The sequence below is a fragment of the Streptosporangium subroseum genome (genome assembly GCF_900188345.1).
Lineage (GTDB): Bacteria > Actinomycetota > Actinomycetes > Streptosporangiales > Streptosporangiaceae > Streptosporangium > Streptosporangium subroseum.
On sequence record NZ_FZOD01000070.1, the window covers coordinates 30,621 to 51,117 of the forward strand.

Consider the following 20,497-nt stretch of genomic DNA (forward strand, 5'->3'; position numbering starts at 1 on the left):
GTTCTCGACGATCTAGACATTCCAGACCGCGGATCTTCCTCAGAACCTGTTTCGCACGGCCCGGCGCTCGACCAGACCCAGCACGGCGTCGGCGGTCTTGCCGAAGAGCGCGAGCAGCAGGATGGCGAGCAGGAGGATGTCGGTACGCCCCGTGTTCTGACTGTCGATCAGCAGGAAGCCGAGTCCCTTCGACGACGCGATGAGCTCGGCGGCGACCAGGAACAACCAGCCCTGCGCGAGGCCGAGCCGGAGCCCGGCGAAGACCGCGGGCGCGGCGCTGGGCAGTTGGATCCGGGTGAGCAGCTCCAGGCCGCGCAGACCGTAGGCTCGCCCGGCCTCCACCAGGTGGGGGTCGACGTGGGCGAGCGCGGAGGACACGGTGGTGTAGACGGGAAAGAACGCGCCGATCGCCACCAAGACGATCTTCGGCCCCTCCCCGATGCCCAGCCAGAGCACCAGCAGCGGGACCCAGGCCAGGGAGGGGACGGCGCGCAGCGCGGCGATGCTGGGCGCCAGCAGGCCTCGGACCGGCCGGTACAGGCCGACGAGCACGCCACCGGCCAGCCCGGCCACCGCCCCGGCGCCGAATCCGATGAGCACCCGCTGAACGCTGATCGCGATGTGCTGCCACAGCTCTCCCCGCCGTACCAGCTCGCCCAGCGCCGACAGCACGCTCAGCGGCTGCGGCAGCTGGCTCGGCGTGAAAATCTCCGCGGCCGTGGCGAGCTGCCACGCGGCGAGCACCGCCAAGGGCACGAGCACCCCGAGGGCCACGCCGCCGAGACGGGGGAACCCCGGCTTCCCACGCACCCGCTCCGGTGTCGCGATCACCGGCTTCCGCTCGGTGCCGGCGGTCATGACGCGTGTGCCTTCTCCGCGAAGGCGGGGTCGAACAGCGAGTCGAGCGCGGCCCGGGCCTCGTCGGCCGAGCGCACCTGGTTCTCCTCCACCAGGATCGGCAGGACGCGCTCGAGCACCGCACGCTGCTCGGGTCCCGGCACCGGGCTGATCTCCGTCTTGGTGCGCTCCGTCAGCACGAGCTTGGCGATCTCGGGTGACAGCTTGGCCTCCTCCGCCAGCAGCGTCACGGTCTCGTCCGGATGCGCGCCGATCCACGCGCGGGCCTTCTCGTAGGCGTTGACGACGGACTGCACGAGATCCGGGTGGTCCTTGATGAAGGCCTCGCGGGCGTTGAGGAAGCCGTACGACGTGAACGCCGGATTCCGGTAGATCAGCTTCGATCCGGCGTCGATCTGGCTCTGCGCCATGAGCGGGTCGAGCCCGGCCCAGGCATCCACGTCGCCCCGTTCCAGTGCGGTCTTCCCGTCCGCGTGCTGCAGGTTGACGACCTCGACGTCGGCCCCGGTCAGCTTCGCCTCGTGCAGTGACTGGAGCAGGAAGAAGTACGGGTCGGTCCCCTTGGTGGCCGCCACCTTCTTGCCCTTGATCCCGGCGATGCCGGTGATGGAGGACGTCTTGGCCACCACGAGCGCCGCCCACTCGGGCTGGCTGTACACCTCGATCGCCTTGATGGCGGTGCCGTTGGCCCGGGCCTGGAGTGCCGCCGCTCCGGCCGTGGAGCCGACGTCGATCGTCTCGGCGCGCAGGTTCTCGTTGGCCTTGTTGCTCCCCGCCGACAGAACCCAGGTGACCTTGGTCCCCTTGGCGGCAAGCTCCTGTTCCAGCCAGCCCTGCTTGCGGACGACAAGGCTGAGCGGGTTGTAGTAGGCGTAGTCGAGCCGCAGCGCCCCGGCGGCGGCCGGGGAGCTGTCGCCCTCTCCGGACGCACATCCCGTCGCCAGGGTCGTGAGCAGGACGGAGACGAGAAGGGCTCGGCGGCGAATCATCGCGGGGTCTCCTTGAAGGGGGTGGGACGAGGAACGCCGAGGCGGTCCAGGAGGTCGGCGCGCAGGGCGGCGAGTTCGGGGTGACCGCGGTCTCGGGGACGGGGGTAGGGGACGTCGAGCACGGTCAGGACCGTCGCGCCCTCGCGAGGCTCCTCCCCACCGAGGAGGAGCACACGATCGGCGAGGTGCAGCGCCTCGTCGACGTCGTGGGTGACGAGCAGGACCGTGGTGTTCGAGCGCCGCTGGACGTCGACCAGGAGGTCCTGCATCCGCAGCCGGGTGAGGGCGTCGAGCGCGGCGAACGGCTCGTCGAGCAGCAGCACGCCCGGACGCCGGGCGAGGGCACGGGCCAGCGCGGTTCGCTGGGCCATGCCTCCGGAGATCTGCCGTGGCCGGTGCCGATGGAAACGGTCGAGGCCCACGACCTCCAGCCAGCGGCGTACGGCTTCGCGGCCACTCGCGCGGGGCGTGCCCCTCGGCAGCCCGAGGGCGACGTTGCCCACCAGATCCAGCCAGGGAAGCAGTCTCGGCTCCTGGAAGACGACGGCGCACCGTTCCTCGATGCCGCGTACCTTCCTGCCGTCGACGACCACGTCGCCGCGGGTGGGTTCGTCGAGACCCGCGACGAGCCGGAGCAAGGTCGACTTGCCGCACCCGGAGGGCCCGAGGATCGCCACGATCTCACCGGGGACGATCTCGAGTTCGAGATCACGGAGAACGACGTGGCCGGCGGCGCCCGCCCGGGCGTCGAACGTCCGGCCGACCCCCCGCAGAACCACACTCGCGGGCCCGGCCTCCGCGGCCGCGCTCAAGGAAGATCCCATTGGATCTTTCTACCACATAAAACCTACCTAATTAATAGGGTAAATGACCATATCGACCGGGGGCCACCCGCACACGGGCGGAAGGTCGCCGCCGTCTCGACCACGCCCACGGCAGGCCTGGGGTTCCCGGAACTCAGACGGTTCGGCCTGGGCGGCCTACCCCTGGAACACGAGAAGACGGGGCGGCCTCCGCGCGGAGGCCGCCCCGTCTTCTCGTTCTTCTCGTTCGGGTGAGAACGTTATGCGAGCACCGGTTCGCCCAAGGGGCGCGGCGTGCTCACCGGAGCCTCGTCGAGCGGCTGCGGGGGAGCGTTGAGCACCGCCTCGTCGAGACGACCCTCGCTGCGGGCGACAAGGACCGGCACCACGATCTGTCCCGCGACGTTGGTCGCGGTGCGGATCATGTCGAGGATCGGGTCGATGGCCAGCAGCAGGCCGACGCCCTCGAGCGGCAGACCCAGCGTGCTCAGCGTCAGCGTGAGCATGACGGTCGCGCCGGTCAGGCCGGCCGTCGCGGCCGAGCCGACCACGGAGACGAACGCGATCAGCAGGTACTCGCCGACCCCCAGCGGGATGTTGAACACCTGCGCCACGAAGATCGCCGCCAGCGCCGGGTAGATCGAGGCGCAGCCGTCCATCTTGGTGGTCGCGCCGAACGGCACGGCGAAGGAGGCGTAGTCGCGGTCGACGCCCAGACGCTCGATCGTGACCTTCTGCGTCAGCGGCAGCGTGCCGACCGAGGAGCGGGAGACGAAGGCCAGCTCGATCGCGGGCCACGCGTTGCGGAAGAACGTGATCGGGTTGACCTTGCCGACCAGCGCGAGCAGCGCCGGGTAGACGGCCAGCAGGACGATGAAGCAGCCGACGTAGACGCCGAGGGTGAACTTGGCCAGCGGCGCGAGCAGGTCCCATCCGTACGTGGCGACCGACTTGCCGATCAGGCCGGCGGTTCCGATGGGGGCCAGGCGGATGACCCACCAGAGCGCCTTCTGGACCAGTTCGAGGATCGAGCGGCTGAAGTTGAGGAACGGCTCGGCCTTCTCGCCGAGCGCGATGGCCGCCGCGCCGAGGACGATCCCCAGGAAGACGATCTGGAGGACGTTGAGCTCGGTGAACGCCGTGACGATGTTCGTCGGGATGATGCCGGTGAGGAAGTCGACCCAGGTGCCGACGTTCTCGGGCGCCTTCGCGCCCGCCGTGCTCAGGGTGACGCCCTGGCCGGGGTTGATGATCAGACCGAGGCCGATGCCGACGATGACGGCGATCAGCGCGGTGGACAGGAACCAGAACAGCGTCTTGCCCGCCAGCCTGGCCGCGCCGTTGACGTTGCGGAGGTTGGCGACGCTGATCACCATGGCGGTGAACACCAGCGGCGGCACTGCCAGCTTGAGCAGCTGGACGAAGATCTTTCCGACTTCGGTGAGGGTGGTGGCCAGCCAGGCAAGGTCCCAGATGCGGGCGGCGAAGCCGAGGGCCACACCCACGACCAGGCCCAACAGCAGTTGCAGGGAGAAAGAGAATCTCTTCACGATGGGGAAGGCTCCGAAAGACGGCATGCCTAAGGGGGCATGCGAAAGGGGGGCGGGTCCGAAAGACGGCATGCCTCAAAGGGCATGCAAAAGGGGGTGGGTGAGGGCCGAGGGGATCGAGCGCTCGTCAGAGCGCGATCAGCTACAGAGGGAGCCGGTCAGGCGGCAGAGATCAATGTGCAACCGCTCAACAAGCCACACATACAGGACGGAAAACCTCACAGGGCCAGTAAACCGCAGTGAATAGGACAGTATTCCGACTGTAAGAGTGATCTATATCGCAAATCAAGACTTTCCCCACTGGGAATACAGGGATCGAGGGGCTGGAGGCCCGGGGTCGATGGCCGGGGACGGCGGGCGAGTGATGCGGCGAGCGGCGTGACTCGACTCATCTGCCGGCAGCTGCCGTCACCGAGCCTGCCCGAGGCTCGAAGCCGACCCGGCAGCTCTCATCAGGCCGCACGCCCGGAGAACAGGCCGTCGAGGTGGGCGGTGAGCAGGGCCACGGCTGAGCGGCCGTCACGCTGCCCGGCCAGCACGCTCGACCGCGAACCGGTGATCAGGGCCAAGGCGATGGCCGCCACGGTGCCCGGGTCCTCCGCCTCGCCATGGACGGCCTGCACACCGGCGACCGCCGGACGCGGGCCGAGGCGCTTGATCCGCCATTCGCCCAGCGGCGGGGTTCAGGACGCGTCGGCCGCCGCGGAGGGCGGGAGGGACAGGTTGTTCCTGGTGGCGTCGACTCCTTCGAGGAGGACGGACAGCCCGACGGCGAAGGCCTCGTCGGTCTGGTGTTCCATATACGGCGTGGCCTCGTCGGCCTGGTGTTCCCCATGAGGCGTGGACTCGTCGCGGCGGGCGGGGACCGGCTCCGGTGTCGAGAGCCGGATCGACATGGGGAAACGCTCGGCGAAGTCGGGGGCGAGGCGCTCCAGCAGGGAAGACCGGCTGGTCCACCACTCCTGGTCGGACATGCCGGTCGCGGTCGCGGCGAGCCGTGACTCGGCGGCCGTCTGGGCGTTGCCGCGTACGAAGTGGAACAGTGCGGACACGATGCCGCGCAGGGTCGCCGCGGGCAGCCCCGTACGGAAGACGATGCCCGCCAGCGTCTCCATGACGGCCTGTTCGTGGGGGCCCAGCACGGGACGGGCATAGGACACCTGCAGCACCCACGGATGCCGCAGGTAGAACGACCTGAGCTCCCCGGCCCACGAGGTCGCCGCCGCCCGCCATCCCCGGCTCGGATCGTGCCCGGTGGATAGTTCGGCGTGCGCCCGGTCGTACATCAGGTCCAGGAGTTCCCCCTTGCCGGGCACGTAGGTGTACAGCGCCATGGAGGTGCAGCCGAGCCGCTCGGCCACCGCCCGCAGCGAGACCCCGGTCATGGGGTCCGCGTCGGCCGCCGCGATCGCCGCCTCCACGATCACGTCGACACTCAGGGCGCGCTTGGGCCCCGGAGACCTCCGCAGGCCCTCAGCCTGATGCCCCGGCGCGTCCGGCCCACTCCACAACAGGGCCATCGACCGCGCCGCATCACCCTGACCTGCGAAGACACTCAAAATAGAACTCCTTATGCCATAAGGTGTTATCCTTTTCTCACATCAGTTTATGGCATATGGAGTTACCGAACTCCTGACGACCCAGACCGGAGATCCGATGCTCGAAGCGAAACTGCACGACGGAAGTTCGATCGAAGTCGAGGTGCACGGCACCGGCCCCACCGTGCTGCTCCCGGTCAACCCGCGACCGGCCGAAGGAGCGCAGGCCGACGGGATGCGCAAGTGGGGCATGGACCCCGCACTGGGCCGTTCCCTCATCGAGGGTCTCAGCGACGCGTTCCAGGTCGTCGCGTTCGACTACGAGGGCCACCTCATGGCCATGCCCAGAGCCGAAACCCTGACGCCCGCCACCATCACCGCCGACCTGCTGGCGGTCGCCGACGCCGTCGGCGCCGACCGGTTCGCCTACTACGGATACTCCTGGCTGGCCCTCAGCGGGCTCCAGCTCGCCCTCCGCACCGACCGCCTGTCGGCGCTGGTCATGGGCGGTTTTCCGCCCATGGACGGACCGTACGCGGGGATGCTGAAGGTCACCATGGCCACCCACGAGGCAGCGGCCGCGGCCGCGAGCACCCCGAAGGCCCAGCAGGCGCCCAGCGACCAGATGTGGGGCGGTCAGGCGTCCGATGACCAGGCGTGGGGCGACCAGGCGGCCGGCGACTTCGACTGGTCGACCGTCGAGGTGACGCTGACCGAACCGCAGACCCGCCAGTTCGCCACCCTCTACCAGTCGCTGCAGGACTTCGACGACCGAACCGCCCAACCACAGATCACCTGCCCTCGCCTCTGTTTCGTCGGCTCGACGGACGAGATCTCCTACGGCGAGCGCTGGGGCGACGTCCACATCAGCCTGGCAGGTCCGATCATCAACCATCGCACCGAACTGGAGGCCCTCGGCTGGGACGTCCACGTCCTCGACGGGCTCGACCACACGCAGGCCATGCAGCCCACCCACGTGCTGCCGATCCTGCGACCGTGGCTCCTCTCCCAGGCCGGCCGCTGACCAGCCGGCCTCACGGCAAGCGCCCGTCTGGACCAGGGCGAGGCCGTCATGGGGACTACCTCTCGCTGTCCATGCCCTGGAGCAGGAAATCGGCGTAGCGGCCGCCGGAGGCGGCTCAGGCCGGGATCGCCTTCTCGATCCGGACGAGGTCGTCCGCGTCCAACGTGACCTCGACCGCGCCGAGGGACTCGGCCAGCCGCTCGCGCCGGCGGGCACCGACCAGCGGAACGATGTCGTCGCCACGGGAGGCGACCCACGCGATGGCGACCGGACCGAGTGCGAGCCGACAAGGCGTACGACTCCCATAAGAACCGCGTCTACCTGCGCAGACGCGGGATCAAGGCGACGATCCCGGTTCCTGCTGACCGCGCCCGCAACCGCCGCAAGCTCGGCTCCCGCGGCGGCCGGCCACCGAAGTTCGACAAAACCGACTACCGCAAGCGTCACGCGGTCGAATGCGGCATCAATCGACTCAAGCGTAATCGCGCCGTTGCCACGAGATATGACAAGCTCGCCGTGCGCTACGAGGCCACCGTTCAGATCGCGATCATGAATGAGCGGCTGTGACCAAGGCTTTCGCGGGGCTTAACGCTGCCTTGCGAAACTAGCGGTGCTTGAGGCCGCCCCGAATGCGGTACCCCTTGGACGGCCTGGGCCATAGAGTCCGCACGTGCGTTGATCTTCCGAGCGGCGGCCAAGTGCCGCCGCGGACGGTGCGGGCGACTCCGGCAGGTAGGACCGCCCCAACAGGCATACCCGCCACCATCCCATCGGAGATCACACGATGCCCACGCAGCAGCCCCTCACCTACCACGCGTTCGTCGAACTCGCCGCCACCGACCCCGCCGTCGTCGGCCTCGTCCTCAAGGGCTCCCGCGCCCACGACGACATGACCACCGAGTACTCCGACCACGACCTGTACGTCGTCCTCACCGACAACGCGACAACGGACCTCACCCGGTTCACCGGCCACCGCACTCCCGAACTCGACCTCGTCATCGCTCCCCTCGCCGAGTTCCGCGCGGCCGGAATGCCCGGCTTCGAGCGCTACGCCCTCGCCCGCGCCCGGGTCGTGCTCGACCGGCTCGACGGAGGCATCGCCCAGATCCTGTCCGCCAAGGCACGGCTCGACGCCGATGAAGCATTCCGGGACTCCGGTGAATGGCTCGACGCCTATGCCAATTCCCTCTACCGCTCCGTCAAGAACGACCGTGACGGACATCCGCTCGCCGCCCGCCTCGACGCCGCCGACAGCATCCGGTTTCTGCTGGAGTTGCTCTTCGCCCTCGACCGTCGCCCCCGCCCCTACAACAAGTACCTAAAATGGGAACTCGCCCGATACCCGCTGCCAGGCTGGGACACCGGCATGCTGCTGGAGGCCGCGGACCGCATCTCAGGAACGGGCGACGTGCCCCTACAACGGCATCTCTTCGCCCATGTCGAGACAGCGGCCCGGCGCGCCGGGCACAGCGCGGTGCTGGACGCATGGGGCAAGGACCTCGACCTGATGCGACCGCAATAGGGGACATCGCGAAAGGCTCCCGCGCAACTATGGCGCCGCTTGAGACTTTCGCGACAGGCCCCAGCCCCGTTTTCCGCACGTGGTTGATCGTCAGCGGAGATCTGAGCCCGTGAGGCCCGGACCAGCAAGGGTCAGCCCGGATCGGGCAGAGGACCAGCCAGGGTCAGCCCGTGAGCTGCTGCAGGATGCCCAGGCGGTCGGGCAGGACGCCGTACTCGACGATCCGGCCGTCGCGGAAGGTGATGGTGCTGATGCTCTGGCCGACGAAGCGCCGCCCGCTGGGCGGGGCGCCGAACACCTCGCCGCGCTGCACCCCCTCGATCGTCCAGTAGACGACGACCCGGTCGCCCTCGGCGACGGTGTCGGTGACGGTGGCCGTCACGCCCTCGACGGCCGAGCGCAGCCAGGTGACGTGCTGAACGAACCCGGAGGTCCCGGCGGCGCCCCCGGCCGGTCCGGCGGTGTCCCGGCCGTCCTCGGCGATGATCTCGTCGAGGACGTCCAGGTGTCCCTGGGAGACGACCTCCTCGTAGAAGCGCTTGGCCACCGCGCGGTTGGTCTCGGTCGTGCTCATGGGCGACTCCTTCGTCGGGTGTTCGGCAGGGGCGGGTTCACCGGGGGGTGCCGGGCAGGGGAAGGATCCCCAGGCTGGCGTCGAGGCCTCCGTCGACGACGAGCGTCGTCCCGGTGATGTAGGAGGCGGCGGGTGAGGTGAGGAACCAGATGGCCTCGGCCTGTTCGCGCGGCTCGGCGATGCGCTGCAGCGGGATACGCCGCTCGATCTCCTCCGCCAGGATCGGGTCCTGCCGCACCCCGGCGTTGATCCGGGTCCGGGTGAGGCCGGGGGCGAGGGCGTTGACGCGGATGCCCTGCACGGCGTAGTCGATGGCGGCGGCCCGCACCAGGTTGATCAGGGCGCCCTTGGAGGCGTTGTAGGCCCAGTTGCCCGGGTCGCCGCGCAGCCCCGCGACGGACGCGGTGACGACGACGGACCCGCCGCCCGAGGCCCGCAGGGCGGGCACCGACGCCCGGATGCCCAGGATGGGCCCGCGCAGGTTGACGGCGAAGATCCGGTCGGCGGCCTCGACGGCGCCGGGTGCCTCGAAGGGACGTGTGCCGCCGATGCCGGCGTTGAGCACGACGGCGTCGAGGCGGCCGAACTCCCGCAGGGCCAGCGCCACCGCGGCGCGGTTGTCGTCCTCGTCCGACACGTCCCCGGCCAGCGTCACGACCCCGTCGAGGGAGGCGAGCTGCTTGAGGGTGCGTTCGTCGTGGTCGACCGCGACGACGCCGACCCCCCTTTCCGCGTACAGCTCGGCGGTGGCCCGGCCGATTCCCGAGGCGGCGCCCGTCACGATGACGGCCGACGGTGTTCCGGCCCCGCCGGGGCGGGTGCCGGGATCAGGGGTGGTGGAGGTCATGGCGGGCCCTTCAGGTCCGTGGCGGATACGGGTTTTCTCGCGTGCGGGCCCGCGTCGATGCGCGGGACGGCGGCGAGCAGTGCGGTGGTGTAGACGGCCCGCGGGGAACGGAAGACGGTGTCGACGTCGCCGATCTCGACGATCGCGCCGTCCTTCATGACGGCCACCCGGTCGCAGACCTGGCGGATGACCCCCAGGTCGTGCGAGATGAACAGCAGGGACACCCCGGCGTCGCGCCGCAGCCGGGTGAGCAGCGCGAGGATCTGCGCCTGGACGGTGACGTCGAGGGCGGACACCGGCTCGTCGCAGACGATCACGTCGGGGGCCGGGGCGAGGGCCCGCGCGATGGCGACGCGCTGCCGCTGCCCGCCGGACAGCTGGCCGGGCCGGCGCCTCAGCAGGCCGGGCTGGAGACCCACCTGGCCGAGGAGGGCGACGACGCGGTCCCGGCCGCCGTGGCGGGCACGGGGCAGCGCCTCGGCGACGACGTCCTCGACGGTGAAGCGGGGATCGAAGGAGCTGAGGGGGTCCTGGTCGACAAGCTGGATACGGGAGCGGCGGGCGCGGCGGTCCCGTTCGCGCAGGCCGCTCCAGGCCTGGCCGTCCAGCAGCACCGATCCGGCGTCGGCGTCGAACTCGGTGAGCACGATCCGGGCGATGGTGCTCTTGCCCGAGCCGGACTCCCCGACGATGCCGAGCGCCTCCCCCGCCACGAGGTCGAACGACACGTCGTCGACGGCGGTGCGCCACGACCCGCCGGGCGAGCGGAACCGCTTGGTGATCCCCCGGACCGTGACGACCGCCCGGCCCGGCGCGGGACCTGCGGCGGGAGCGGCGGCGCGGCCGTTCGGGGAGGCGGGCCGTACGGCGTGCGCGCCCCCGGCGGGAGCGGCGGGTCGGTCCAGCGGGAGCGGTGGGACATCGGGGTCGGGCGGACCGGGCCGTACGGTCCCGGGGTGCCAGCAGCGGACCTCGCGGCCCGGCCCGTGCGCCACGGGGGGCGGCGCCTGCGCGGCGCAGCGGTCGTCGGCCAGCGGGCAGCGGGGGGCGTAGGGGCAGCCGGTCTCGGCGGGGGGCGCCGACCGGGGCGCCGGGACCTCGCGGCGCGGGCCGTCCACGGTGGGGACGGCGGCCAGCAGCTCGGCCGTGTAGGGGTGCGCGGGGGCGGCCAGCAGGTCGGCGGCCGGCCCCCGCTCGACCACCGTCCCGGCGTAGAGGATCGCGATGTGGTCGGCCAGCCGGGCGACCACGGCGAGGTCGTGGCTGATCAGCAGCACCGCCGTGCCGGCCTCCCTCCTGGCCTCCAGCAGGGCGAGGACCTGCGCCTGGACGGTGACGTCGAGAGCGGTGGTCGGCTCGTCGGCGATCAGCAGGGACGGGCGGGCGGCGATGGCCGAGGCGATGAGCGCCCGCTGCCGCAGGCCGCCCGACAGCTCGTGCGGATACTGCATCAGCCGCTCGCCGGGGTCGGGGACACCGACCTCCGCCAGCAGCCCGGCCACCAGCTCGTCGAGGTCGTCGCGGGAGGCCAGCCCGTGCACCTCCAGTGGCTCCGCGACCTCGTCACCGACCCTGCGCAGCGGGTCCAGCGAGGTCAGCGCGTCCTGCAGGACGTAGCCGATGTGGCGGCCGCGCAGCAGCCGCCACTGCCGGGGGGTCAGGCGGCGCAGGTCGCGCCCGGCGAAGGTCAGGGTCCGGGCGCGCACGTCGGCGCCGTCCCCGGCGAGGCCGAGCAGCGCCCGCGCCGTCACACTCTTGCCCGACCCCGACTCCCCCACGACCGCCAGACACTCCCCGGCGCGCAGTGACAGGCTGACGTCCCGTACGGCGTGCACGACCCCCTGCCGGGTGGGCAGGTCGACCGACAGCCCTTCGACGGTGACCAGGTGCCCGGCCGGTTCGGCGCCGGGTCCGCCGCCCGGCCCGGTGTGTGGTTCGCCGCCCGGCCCGGTGTCCGGTTCGGCGCGCGCGGCGGTCACCGGGACTCCCGTCCCTCGTAGCGGGCCTGCAGCTCACGGCCGATGATCGTCACCGACATCACGGTGAGGGTGATGGCGCCGCCCGGGAAGATCGCGAGGGTCCAGCCCGCGTCGAGGTAGTTGCGGGACTGGGCGAGCATCGATCCCCATTCCGGGTCGGGGGGCTGCGGGCCGAGCCCCAGGAAGCTGAGCGAGGCCCCGGCGATGACGGCGGTCCCGACGTTCAGCGTCGCCAGGATCAGCAGGGGCGCCAGGACGTTCGGCACGATGTGGCGGCGCAGGATCCGCCCCGGCCGAAGCCCCAGGTTGACGGCGGCCCTGACGTAGGGCGAGTCCCGCACGACGAGGGCCCGCACCCGGACGACGCGGGCGAAGCCCGGCGCCAGGGAGATGGTGATCGCCACGACCGCGTTGCCGGTGCCGGGACCGAGCACGGCGATCACCAGCAGGGCCATCAGGACGCTGGGGAAGGACAGGAAGATGTCGGCCAGCCGCATGGCCGCCTCCCGGACGGCCCGGCCGCCCAGCGCGGCCAGCAGCCCCCACGCCGATCCGGCCACACCGGCCAGCAGGGTCGAGCCGAGCCCGACGAGCAGGGAGGCGCGGGCGCCGTGGACGACCCGGGCGAACACGTCGCGTCCGAGCTGGTCGGTGCCGAACGGGTGGCCGCCCCCGGGGCCGCGCAGCGCCACGACCGGGTCCACGAGGTTCGGCGGGCCGGCGAACAGGCCGGGGAAGGCCGCCGCCGCGCAGACCAGGGCGAAGAACGCGACGGCCAGGACGAGTCCCGCCCGGGGGACGCGCCGTCGCGGCCGGGGCGGGCCGGGCGGCGGCGCGGCGGGCACGGTCGCCGGGGCCGTGACGGGCGCGGTCACCGGGGTCGTCACAGCGCCACCTGCCGCATCCGCGGGTCGACGGCCCGGTAGAGCAGGTCCAGACCGGTGTTGATCAGGGAGAAGGTGAGGGCGGCCAGCACGACCACCCCCGTCACCACGGGGAAGTCCCTGCCATTGACCGCCGAGACGATGACCTGCCCGAGGCCCTGGCGGGCGAAGACCGTCTCGACGACCACGACCCCGGCCAGCAGCTCGCCGAGCGCCCAGCCGGACAGGGTGAGCACCGGCAGCGCGGCGTGGCGCAGGGCGTGGCGCAGCCGGATGCGGTTCTCGGTGGCGCCCCGGGATCGGGCGGTGAGGGCGAAGGGCTGTTCGAGGGCGCGTTCCAGGCCCTCCCTGGTGACCTGCGCCAGCACGCCCGCGATGGACAGCGCCAGGGTGATCCAGGGCAGCACGAGGGCGCGGACGCCGTCGTTGCCGAGCACGGGGAACCAGTGGAGCCGGAAGGAGAAGGCGGTGAGCAGCAGGATGCCGATCCAGAAGCCGGGGGTGGACAGGGCGCAGAACTCCAGGGCGCGCGACAGCGCCCGCGCCCTGGGCCGTCCGGCGGTGAGCAGAGCCAGGGTGAGGGCCAGGGTGAAGCCGAGGACGGCCGCGCCCGCCGCGAGCGCCACGGTGGCGCCGAGCTGTTCCAGGATCACGCCGCTCACGGCCCGGCCGAGCTGGTAGGAGTCGCCCAGGTCGGCGCGGACGAGCCGGCCGAGGAAGATCACGTACTGGACGGGGACCGGCTCGGCCAGGCCGTACTGCGTGCGGATCGCCTCCAGCACCTCGGGGGTGGCGTTGGCCTGGACCCCGCCCGCGATGATGCGGGCGGGGTCTCCGGGCACCAGCCGCATGGCGGCGAAGGCGAGCGTCGCGGCCCCCCACAGCACGAACAGGGTCAGCGTGAGCCTGCGCGCCAGCCAGCGCGCCAGCGGCGGCATCGGGTCAGGCCCCCAGCCAGGCGCCGTAGAAGACGGGGTAGGTCTGCGCGTCGAAGGTGACGTCGCGCACCTTGTCCGACAGCCCGACGAGCTGGACCGGCGTGTAGAGGGGCAGCACGTAGGCCTCCTTGAGGACCTTCGCCTGCACGGAGGCGTAGTCGCGGACGGCCGTCGCGGGGTCGGCCGTCTCGGCGGCCTCCTGCACCCACCTGTCGATCTCGGGTGAGTCGACGAGCGCGACGTTGCCGCCCGCCTTCGCGTAGGTGTTGCCCGAGGCGAAGGCGAAGCGCAGCACGTCGGGGGTGGGCCGGGCGAAGCTGACGTCGATCAGGTCGTAGCCACCGCCGATGAGGTAGTCGCTGACGTAGGCGCCGGTGTCGACGGTGGGGCGGTCGATCTTGATTCCGGCGAGTTTGGCCTGGGCCTGGATTCCCTCGGCCAGAACGTCGCGCTGCTCCTTGTTGCCCTCGGCCCAGAAGGGCCAGATGAGGGTGAGCGCCTTGCCGTCCTTGACGCGGTAGCCGTCCGGGCCGCCCTTCTTCCAGCCGGCCTCGTCCAGCAGCCTTCCGGCCTCGGCCGGGTCGTAGCCGGCCAGGGAGGCCTCGGCGGCGGCGTCGTAGGCGGCGGTGATCGCGCTGAGCGGATTCCTGACGGCCTTGTAATGGCCGAAATAGACATTCTTGATGAGTTCGCCGACATTGACGGCGGAGGACAGCGCGCGGCGCACCCGGACGTCGCGGAGCGGGCCGCGCGTCTGGTTCAGATAAAGGTTGTAGTTCAGTCCCGGCGTTTCCCTGGCGTTCAGTGTGAAACCGGGGGTTTTCTTGAGCTGCTCGGCGTTGACGGGCGGGACGCCCGCTATCGCCTGCACCTGGCCGCTGGTCAGCGCGCCGTACCGGGTGGCGTCCTCGGAGACGAACTCGAAGACCAGGCCCTCCAGGCGGGGGGCGCCGGCGTGGGTGGCGTTGCCGGGGGGCGAGGCGTAGGCGGGGTTGCCCTTGAGGGTGACCCTCTTGTCCTTCTCCCAGGAGACGTAGGAGAAGGGGCCCGTCCCGACGGGCTTGTAGTCGGCGACCGGCTTGGCCAGCGCGGCGGGGCTCTGGATGCCCAGGTAGGGGACCGACAGGGCCTGCAGGAAGGGGGTGAACGGCCGGGAGAGGGTGATCTCGACGACCAGGTCGCTCACGGCCCGCGCGCTCTTGTAGGGGGCGATCAGCGACGCGGCGTAGGCCGACTTGGTCGCCGGGTCCACCACGTGGTCGAGGGTGGCCTTGACCGCCTGCGCGTTCAGCGGGGTGCCGTCGTGGAAGGTGACGCCCTCGCGGAGGGTGAAGGTGTAGGTCCTGCCGTCGCCGGAGATCTTCCACTCCTTGGCCAGCCAGGGGCCGAAGCTGTCGGCGTCGGTCTGCACCACCAGGGAGTCGAAGACGTTGCGGTCGATCAGGCCCGTGACGGCGGTGGCCGCCACCGCCGGGTCGAGCGAGACCTGGGTGCCGGCGACGGCGTAGGTGAGCGTCCCCCCGGCCACCGGCACGCCGGCGGCGGCCTTCGCGACGGGCGCGGCGTCGTCGTCCCCGCCGGTCAGGACGACCGCGGCGACGACGGCGACGGCGATCACCGCGGCCAGGGACAGCAGGATCGCCGGGCGCCGCGACCTCAGGCGGCGTTTGCGGACGGGTGTGTCCGGTCTCTCCTCGACGCGGGTGACGGAGTCATCGCTCGGTGGCATCGGCGGGACCTTCTCTGTTGCGAGGCGGGGCGGATGGGCAGGGCATGGGCATGGCGAGGACAGGGCATGGCGAGGACGGGACGGGCGGGGCTCGCCGGGGCGGGCGCGTGCCCGCACGGCGGGGTGCCCGCGCGAGACCGGGAGCCGGACCGCGGGAACGCGCTACCGCTTTCGTCGCTTCGATGTCACGGCTTTGGAGAACATTCGAAACCGCAATGAGATTGCATCATGTACGGCTGTCGCGGTCAATAACAGAAAGGCTTTTACAATGCCTTTTCCGGAGCATTTCCCGGGCAATTTGATTTGTTAATGGATGTCAATTCGAATGGCCGATCGGAAGGTGGTCGTGACGGCAGACGTCGGCGACCGGAAGTTCGGCGACACGGGTGGGGGAACGGGTCACCGAGGCGAAGAACTTGCGCAGCGTCTCCGCCGCGCTCGCCTCGATCGCGGGGTTGAGGCCCTGCCTGCCGAGCAGCCGCAGCCCCACCGTCCCCTGCTGGGGAAACTGGTACAGCTCCTCCAGGCCGGGCGGGACGCCGTACGCGGTGGGCAGCAGGGCGATCCCGAGCCGGGCGCGGGCCGCGGTGAGGATGCCGTCGAGGTTGGTGGCCTCGGTCGCGATCCGCACGTTCCAGCCGAGCCCCTCCAGCGTGCGGACGGCCTGCCCGCGCAGACCGCACGGCTCCTGGAAGGCGACCAGTGGCAGTGGCCTGCCCCTCGGCGGGGGGCACCAGCCGGGTGCGGCCAGCCAGCGCAGGGGAAGGGAACCGACCTCCCTTCCCCCCGCGTTGGCCACGGCGCCGAGGATCAGCGCCAGGTCCAGCGTCCCACGGCGCGTCTCCTCGGCCAGGATCGTGCTGCGGTCCAGGCGGAACACCACGTCGTATCCCGGCAGCGCCGACAGCAGCGCGGTGAGCAGGTCGGGCAGCGCGTGCGCGGCGGCGTGCTCGATGGCCCCGACGGTCAGCGAGGAGACCCGCTCGGCTCCGAGCCGGCCCATCGCCTCGTCGTGCGCGGCCAGCAGCCGGCGAGCCTCCACCAGCAGCACCTCTCCCGCCGCCGTGAAACGGGTCGCCCGGCCGGTCCGCTCGACCAGGGGGCGGCCGATGACGCGTTCCAGGGACCGGACGTGCTGGCTCACCGTCGGCTGGCTGGTCCGCAGCGCGGACGCGGCCCGGCCGAAGCCCCCGCATTCGGCGATGGCGACGAAAGTTCGCAGTTGCACGAGGTCGAGCAATGCTCCCATGGGCCCATGATAACCATTAAACCCACTTTATCTACCTGGAATGTTGGTTTTTGGGGATGGGAAGTTTCCTCCCTCCCGCGACCCGCGACCGTGCGGCGCCGCCGCCCCTCCCCCGCCGTAGGCGGCAGGGGGTGAGCCGGTCGGCGGACCGAGATCTGGCCCGTCACGAGGACCGGCCTGCGGCGGTAGGTCCGCCGCCGGGGCTACCTCGGAGGACGGGTGCTTCCGGTCATCACGGGCGTGAAATCATGATCGGGTGACCGGAGTGAATCCCGGCCGCCCGATCATGGAGCGACACGATGCCCGCCTACCTTCGATTTCCCACCATCTTCGGCGATGCGGTCGTCTTCGCCGCCGAAGACGATCTATGGATGGTGCCCACCACCGGTGGAAGGGCCTTCAGGCTGACCGCCGGGGTGGCCGAGGCGGGATACCCCCGGTTTTCCCCACGCGGTGACCAACTCGCCTTCGTCGGCCGCGAGGAGGGACCGGAAGAGGTCTATGTGATGCCCGCCGACGGTGGCGCGGCCCGGCGGGTCACCTACCACGGGGCGCGCTCCACCGTCACGGGCTGGGACCCCGACGGCGCCATCGTGTACGCCAGCGACGAGTGCCAGCCCATCGACGGGCAGAAATGGTTGCACCGAGTCCAGCCGGACGGCTTCCCCGAGCGCCTGCCGTACGGCCCGGCCAACACCATCTCCTACGGCCCGCAGATCGTGCTCGGCCGCAACACCGCCGATCCCGCACGCTGGAAGCGCTACCGGGGTGGCACCGTGGGCGATCTGTGGATCCAGCTCGACGGCACCGAACGGTTCCAGCGGCTGATCACCCTGCCCGGAAATCTCGCCTCGCCCTGCTGGTGCGGGGATCGCGTCTACTTCGTCTCCGACCACGAGGGCGTCGGCAACATCTACTCCTGCACCGCTGACGGCCGCGATCTGCGCAGGCACTCCGATCACGCCGACTACTACGCCCGCAACCTGTCCGGCGACGGCAACAGGCTGGTCTACCACGCCGGAGCCGAGCTCCATCTGGTGGAGGACGGCGAGTCCCGCCCGATCGAGGTGCGGCTGCGCAGCTCGCGCACCCAGCGTAACCGCCGCTTCGCCCCGGCCGAGGACTTCCTCGACAGCGCCACGCTCAACCCCGACGGCAGCGGCCTGGCCATCACCACCCGGGGCAAGGCGTTCTCCTTCGCCGCCTGGGAGGGTCCGGTGCGCCAGCACGGCGCGCTGTACGGCGTCCGCTACCGCCTGCTGAACTGGCTGAACGACGGCGAACGACTCATCGCGGCGGCCAGCGACGACGGCGATCGCGAGGTGCTGGTCGTGCTCACCGCCGACGGCAGCGCCGAGCCCGTCCGGCTCGGCCACCTCAACACCGGGCGCGTCACCGCGCTGGAGGTCTCCCCCAAGGCCGACAGGGTCGCGATCGCCAACCACCGCAATGAGTTGATCATGGTCGACCTCACAGGGGAAGGCGGCCTCACCGAGGACGCCTCCACGAAGAGCGTCGATCCCCCGCGAGACACCGCCCCCGCGAACGGCACCGGCCCCACGCAGAGCAACGGCTCCGTACAGCACATCGGCCCCGCTCAGAACGCCGACCCCGCTCAGAACGCCGACCCCGCTCAGAACGCCGGCCTCACACAGAACGCCGACCCCGCTCAGGACACCGGCCCCATGCGAAACGCCGATTCCGCCCAGGATGCCGGTCCCGCGCGGGACACCGACCCCGCAGAGAACGCCGGCCCCACGCAGGACGCCGATCGCAGCAGGAGCACGGTGATCGACTCCAGCAGGTTCGGCGCCATCGAGGATCTCGCCTGGTCCCCCGACGGCCGCTGGCTCGCCTACACCTGCCGTGACACCGCGCAGACCACGGCCATCAAACTGTGCCGGGTCGAGACCGGCGAGACGTTCTTCGCCACCCGCCCGGTGCTGTGGGACGCCCACCCCGTCTTCGACCCCGGCGGCGACTACCTTTATTTCATCGGCCAGCGCGTCTTCAACCCGGTCTACGACGAGCTCCAGTTCGATCTGGGCTTCCCCCTCGGTTCCCGCCCCTACGCCATCGCGCTCCGCGCCGACGTCGGCTCCCCCTTCGTCCCCGAACCCCGGCCGCTCAAGGACGACGACGATGACGACGACGGCGATGACGACGGCGACGAGGAGACCGAGATCGTCATCGACCTGGAGGGCATCGAGAACCGGATCGTCGCCTTCCCCGTCTCCGAGGGCCGCTACGACCGCATCGCCGGGATCAAGGGCAAGGCCGTCTACCTCGCCTTCCCCGTCGAGGGCAGCCTCGGCGACGACTACGCCGACTCCTCCGACGGCACGCTGCACGTCTACGACTTCGCCAAGCAGAAGCAGGAGACCCTGGTCGGGGACGTGTCGGAGTTCCAGCTCGGCCGCGACGGCGCCACCCTGCTCTACCAGGCGGGCAAGCGTCTGCGGATGATCAAGGCGGGTGAGACGCCCGAGGAGGACGACTCGCCTGGCCGTACGAGCGGATGGATCGACATGCACCGGGTCAAGGTGTCCATCCGCCCAGAGGCCGAGTGGCGGCAGATGTTCCGTGAGGCCTGGCGGCTGCAGCGGGAGAACTTCTGGAGCGAGGACATGGCCGGGATCGACTGGGAGGGCGTCTACCGGCGCTATCTGCCGCTGGTGGATCGGGTCACCACCCGCGGGGAGTTCTCCGATCTGCTCTGGGAGCTCCTCGGCGAGCTCGGCACCTCCCATGCCTACGAAAGCGGCGGCGCCTACCGATCCCGGCCGCACTACCGGCAGGGCAAGCTCGGCGTCGACTGGTCCTTCGAGGACGGCCTCTACCGGATCGCCGGGATCGTCAACGGCGACCGCTGGGATCCCGAGGCGACCTCACCGCTCAACCGTCTCGGGGTGGACGTACGGCCGGGCGACGTGGTGCTGGCCATCAACGGCCAGCCCGTCGGCCCGGACACCGGCCCCGACGAGCGGCTGGTCAACCAGGCCGACCAGGAGGTCCAGCTCACGATCAGGCGCGGGCAGGACAAGCGGACCGTCACCGTGAGGGCCATCGGCGACGAGCAGCCGGGCCGCTACCGCGACTGGGTGGAGGCCAACCGGGCCCGCTGCCACGAGCTCAGCGGCGGCCGGATCGGCTACCTGCACATCCCCGACATGGGCCCGGAGGGCTACGCCGAGTTCCACCGCGGCTTCCTCACCGAGTATGACCGTGAGGGCCTGGTGGTCGACGTTCGCTTCAACGGCGGCGGCCACGTGTCCGCCCTGCTGCTGGAGAAGCTCTCCCGGCGACGCCTCGGCTACGACTTCCCTCGCTGGGGCGTGCCCGAGCCCTACCCCGACGAGTCGCCGCGCGGCCCGATGGTCGCGATCACTAACGAGTGGGCGGGCTCGGACGGCGACATCTTCAGCCACACCTTCAAGGTGCTCGGCCTGGGCCCGCTGATCGGCAAGCGCACCTGGGGCGGCGTGATCGGCATCTGGCCCCGGCACCAGCTGGCCGACGGCACGGTCACCACCCAGCCGGAGTTCTCCTTCGCCTTCGACGACGTGGGCTGGCGGGTGGAGAACTACGGCACCGACCCGGACATCGAAGTTGACATCACCCCTGAGGACTATGCCAGGGGCGTCGACACCCAGCTCGACAAGGCGATCGAGGTCGCCCTGGAGCGCCTGCTCACGCACCCGCCCCACACGCCCAACCCCGCCGCCCGCCCCCGGCTCCCCGTGCCGCCCCTGCCTCCCCGGTCGTTTCCCCTCTGACCGCCGCCGACCGGCCAGAAGCCCGGGCTTGTCCGGCCGGTAGCAGCCGGCCGCTGCCGTTCGCGACCGGCTGCTACCGGCCGGCCCAGGCTCAAGCCCGGCCCGCCGCGGCCCAGGGGGCTGCGGCGGGCTGACGATCAGAGCTCTAGAGCGCGAGGGTTTCGAGGTCCACGGAATCGGCCATGGCCTGGGCGCCTCTGTCATTGAGATGCATGCCATCACCGCCGTCCAGCGCGG

General features: G+C 71.1%; 19 protein-coding genes. 4 read left to right on the forward strand and 15 right to left on the reverse strand.

Going from position 1 to position 20,497, the window contains the following annotated elements:
* Nucleotides 1-39 precede the first annotated feature (39 nt).
* From CHC08_RS40100 to CHC08_RS40120, 7 genes are all read right to left on the reverse strand, one after another.
* Complete coding sequence (locus CHC08_RS40100) at nucleotides 40-858, reverse strand: ABC transporter permease (RefSeq protein ID WP_089212621.1); 819 nt, start codon at nucleotides 856-858, stop codon at nucleotides 40-42.
* On the reverse strand, nucleotides 855-1,847 hold the full coding sequence (locus CHC08_RS40105; RefSeq protein WP_089212622.1) for an aliphatic sulfonate ABC transporter substrate-binding protein: 993 nt from the start codon (nucleotides 1,845-1,847) through the stop codon (nucleotides 855-857). The genes CHC08_RS40100 and CHC08_RS40105 overlap by 4 nt, the downstream gene beginning before the upstream one ends.
* Nucleotides 1,844-2,671, reverse strand: coding sequence for an ABC transporter ATP-binding protein (locus CHC08_RS40110; RefSeq protein WP_089212623.1), 828 nt, complete (start codon nucleotides 2,669-2,671; stop codon nucleotides 1,844-1,846). The genes CHC08_RS40105 and CHC08_RS40110 overlap by 4 nt, the downstream gene beginning before the upstream one ends.
* Before the next feature lie 239 nt (nucleotides 2,672-2,910).
* Nucleotides 2,911-4,200: a dicarboxylate/amino acid:cation symporter gene (locus CHC08_RS40115; protein WP_245878864.1), complete on the reverse strand. Its 1,290-nt coding sequence runs from the start codon at nucleotides 4,198-4,200 to the stop codon at nucleotides 2,911-2,913.
* A 138-nt stretch (nucleotides 4,201-4,338) separates the two neighbouring features.
* A complete protein-coding gene (locus tag CHC08_RS53100) occupies nucleotides 4,339-4,422 on the reverse strand; it encodes a putative leader peptide (protein ID WP_371786772.1) in 84 nt (27 codons plus the stop codon).
* A gap of 230 nt (nucleotides 4,423-4,652) precedes the next feature.
* The gene (locus tag CHC08_RS50120) at nucleotides 4,653-4,823 is read right to left on the reverse strand and encodes a hypothetical protein (protein ID WP_179282493.1); all 171 of its coding nucleotides are present in this window, start codon (nucleotides 4,821-4,823) and stop codon (nucleotides 4,653-4,655) included.
* Nucleotides 4,824-4,883: 60 nt separating this feature from the next.
* Entirely contained in the window at nucleotides 4,884-5,759 is an 876-nt protein-coding gene (locus CHC08_RS40120; RefSeq protein WP_089212625.1) for a TetR/AcrR family transcriptional regulator C-terminal domain-containing protein, read from the reverse strand.
* A gap of 49 nt (nucleotides 5,760-5,808) precedes the next feature.
* On the opposite strand from CHC08_RS40120, the gene CHC08_RS40125 reads away from it, so the two are divergent.
* On the forward strand, nucleotides 5,809-6,762 hold the full coding sequence (locus CHC08_RS40125) for an alpha/beta fold hydrolase (protein WP_245878865.1): 954 nt from the start codon (nucleotides 5,809-5,811) through the stop codon (nucleotides 6,760-6,762).
* A 115-nt stretch (nucleotides 6,763-6,877) separates the two neighbouring features.
* Here CHC08_RS40125 and CHC08_RS48885 read toward each other — a convergent pair whose 3' ends face one another.
* Nucleotides 6,878-7,024 (reverse strand): aldo/keto reductase, encoded by a 147-nt coding sequence (locus tag CHC08_RS48885; RefSeq protein ID WP_143653549.1) that lies wholly within the window; start codon nucleotides 7,022-7,024, stop codon nucleotides 6,878-6,880.
* 14 nt (nucleotides 7,025-7,038) lie between these two features.
* Between CHC08_RS48885 and CHC08_RS40130 the strand changes: the two genes are divergently transcribed.
* Together CHC08_RS40130 and CHC08_RS40135 are read left to right on the forward strand one after the other, a co-directional pair.
* On the forward strand, nucleotides 7,039-7,329 hold the full coding sequence (locus CHC08_RS40130) for a transposase (protein WP_218825716.1): 291 nt from the start codon (nucleotides 7,039-7,041) through the stop codon (nucleotides 7,327-7,329).
* Nucleotides 7,330-7,546: 217 nt separating this feature from the next.
* Nucleotides 7,547-8,284, forward strand: coding sequence for a hypothetical protein (locus tag CHC08_RS40135; protein WP_089212627.1), 738 nt, complete (start codon nucleotides 7,547-7,549; stop codon nucleotides 8,282-8,284).
* A 163-nt stretch (nucleotides 8,285-8,447) separates the two neighbouring features.
* Here CHC08_RS40135 and CHC08_RS40140 read toward each other — a convergent pair whose 3' ends face one another.
* The 7 genes from CHC08_RS40140 to CHC08_RS40170 form a co-directional block, all read right to left on the reverse strand.
* On the reverse strand, nucleotides 8,448-8,858 hold the full coding sequence (locus tag CHC08_RS40140) for an ester cyclase (RefSeq protein ID WP_089212628.1): 411 nt from the start codon (nucleotides 8,856-8,858) through the stop codon (nucleotides 8,448-8,450).
* A gap of 37 nt (nucleotides 8,859-8,895) precedes the next feature.
* Nucleotides 8,896-9,705 carry an SDR family NAD(P)-dependent oxidoreductase gene (locus CHC08_RS40145; RefSeq protein ID WP_089212629.1) on the reverse strand — a complete coding sequence of 270 codons (810 nt, stop codon included), beginning with the start codon at nucleotides 9,703-9,705 and terminating at the stop codon, nucleotides 8,896-8,898.
* On the reverse strand, nucleotides 9,702-11,684 hold the full coding sequence (locus tag CHC08_RS40150) for a dipeptide ABC transporter ATP-binding protein (protein WP_218825717.1): 1,983 nt from the start codon (nucleotides 11,682-11,684) through the stop codon (nucleotides 9,702-9,704). The genes CHC08_RS40145 and CHC08_RS40150 overlap by 4 nt, the downstream gene beginning before the upstream one ends.
* Nucleotides 11,681-12,571 (reverse strand): ABC transporter permease, encoded by an 891-nt coding sequence (locus tag CHC08_RS40155; protein ID WP_245878866.1) that lies wholly within the window; start codon nucleotides 12,569-12,571, stop codon nucleotides 11,681-11,683. The genes CHC08_RS40150 and CHC08_RS40155 overlap by 4 nt, the downstream gene beginning before the upstream one ends.
* Nucleotides 12,568-13,506, reverse strand: a complete 939-nt coding sequence (locus CHC08_RS40160; protein ID WP_089212630.1) for an ABC transporter permease — start codon at nucleotides 13,504-13,506, stop codon at nucleotides 12,568-12,570. Before CHC08_RS40160 ends, CHC08_RS40155 begins: the two co-directional genes overlap by 4 nt.
* A 4-nt stretch (nucleotides 13,507-13,510) precedes the next feature.
* On the reverse strand, nucleotides 13,511-15,235 hold the full coding sequence (locus CHC08_RS40165; protein ID WP_089212631.1) for an ABC transporter substrate-binding protein: 1,725 nt from the start codon (nucleotides 15,233-15,235) through the stop codon (nucleotides 13,511-13,513).
* Nucleotides 15,236-15,551: 316 nt separating this feature from the next.
* Nucleotides 15,552-16,484, reverse strand: coding sequence for a LysR family transcriptional regulator (locus tag CHC08_RS40170; protein ID WP_089212632.1), 933 nt, complete (start codon nucleotides 16,482-16,484; stop codon nucleotides 15,552-15,554).
* A 299-nt stretch (nucleotides 16,485-16,783) separates the two neighbouring features.
* On the opposite strand from CHC08_RS40170, the gene CHC08_RS52055 reads away from it, so the two are divergent.
* Nucleotides 16,784-20,260 (forward strand): S41 family peptidase, encoded by a 3,477-nt coding sequence (locus CHC08_RS52055; protein ID WP_245878867.1) that lies wholly within the window; start codon nucleotides 16,784-16,786, stop codon nucleotides 20,258-20,260.
* The last annotated feature ends 237 nt before the right edge of the window (nucleotides 20,261-20,497 follow it).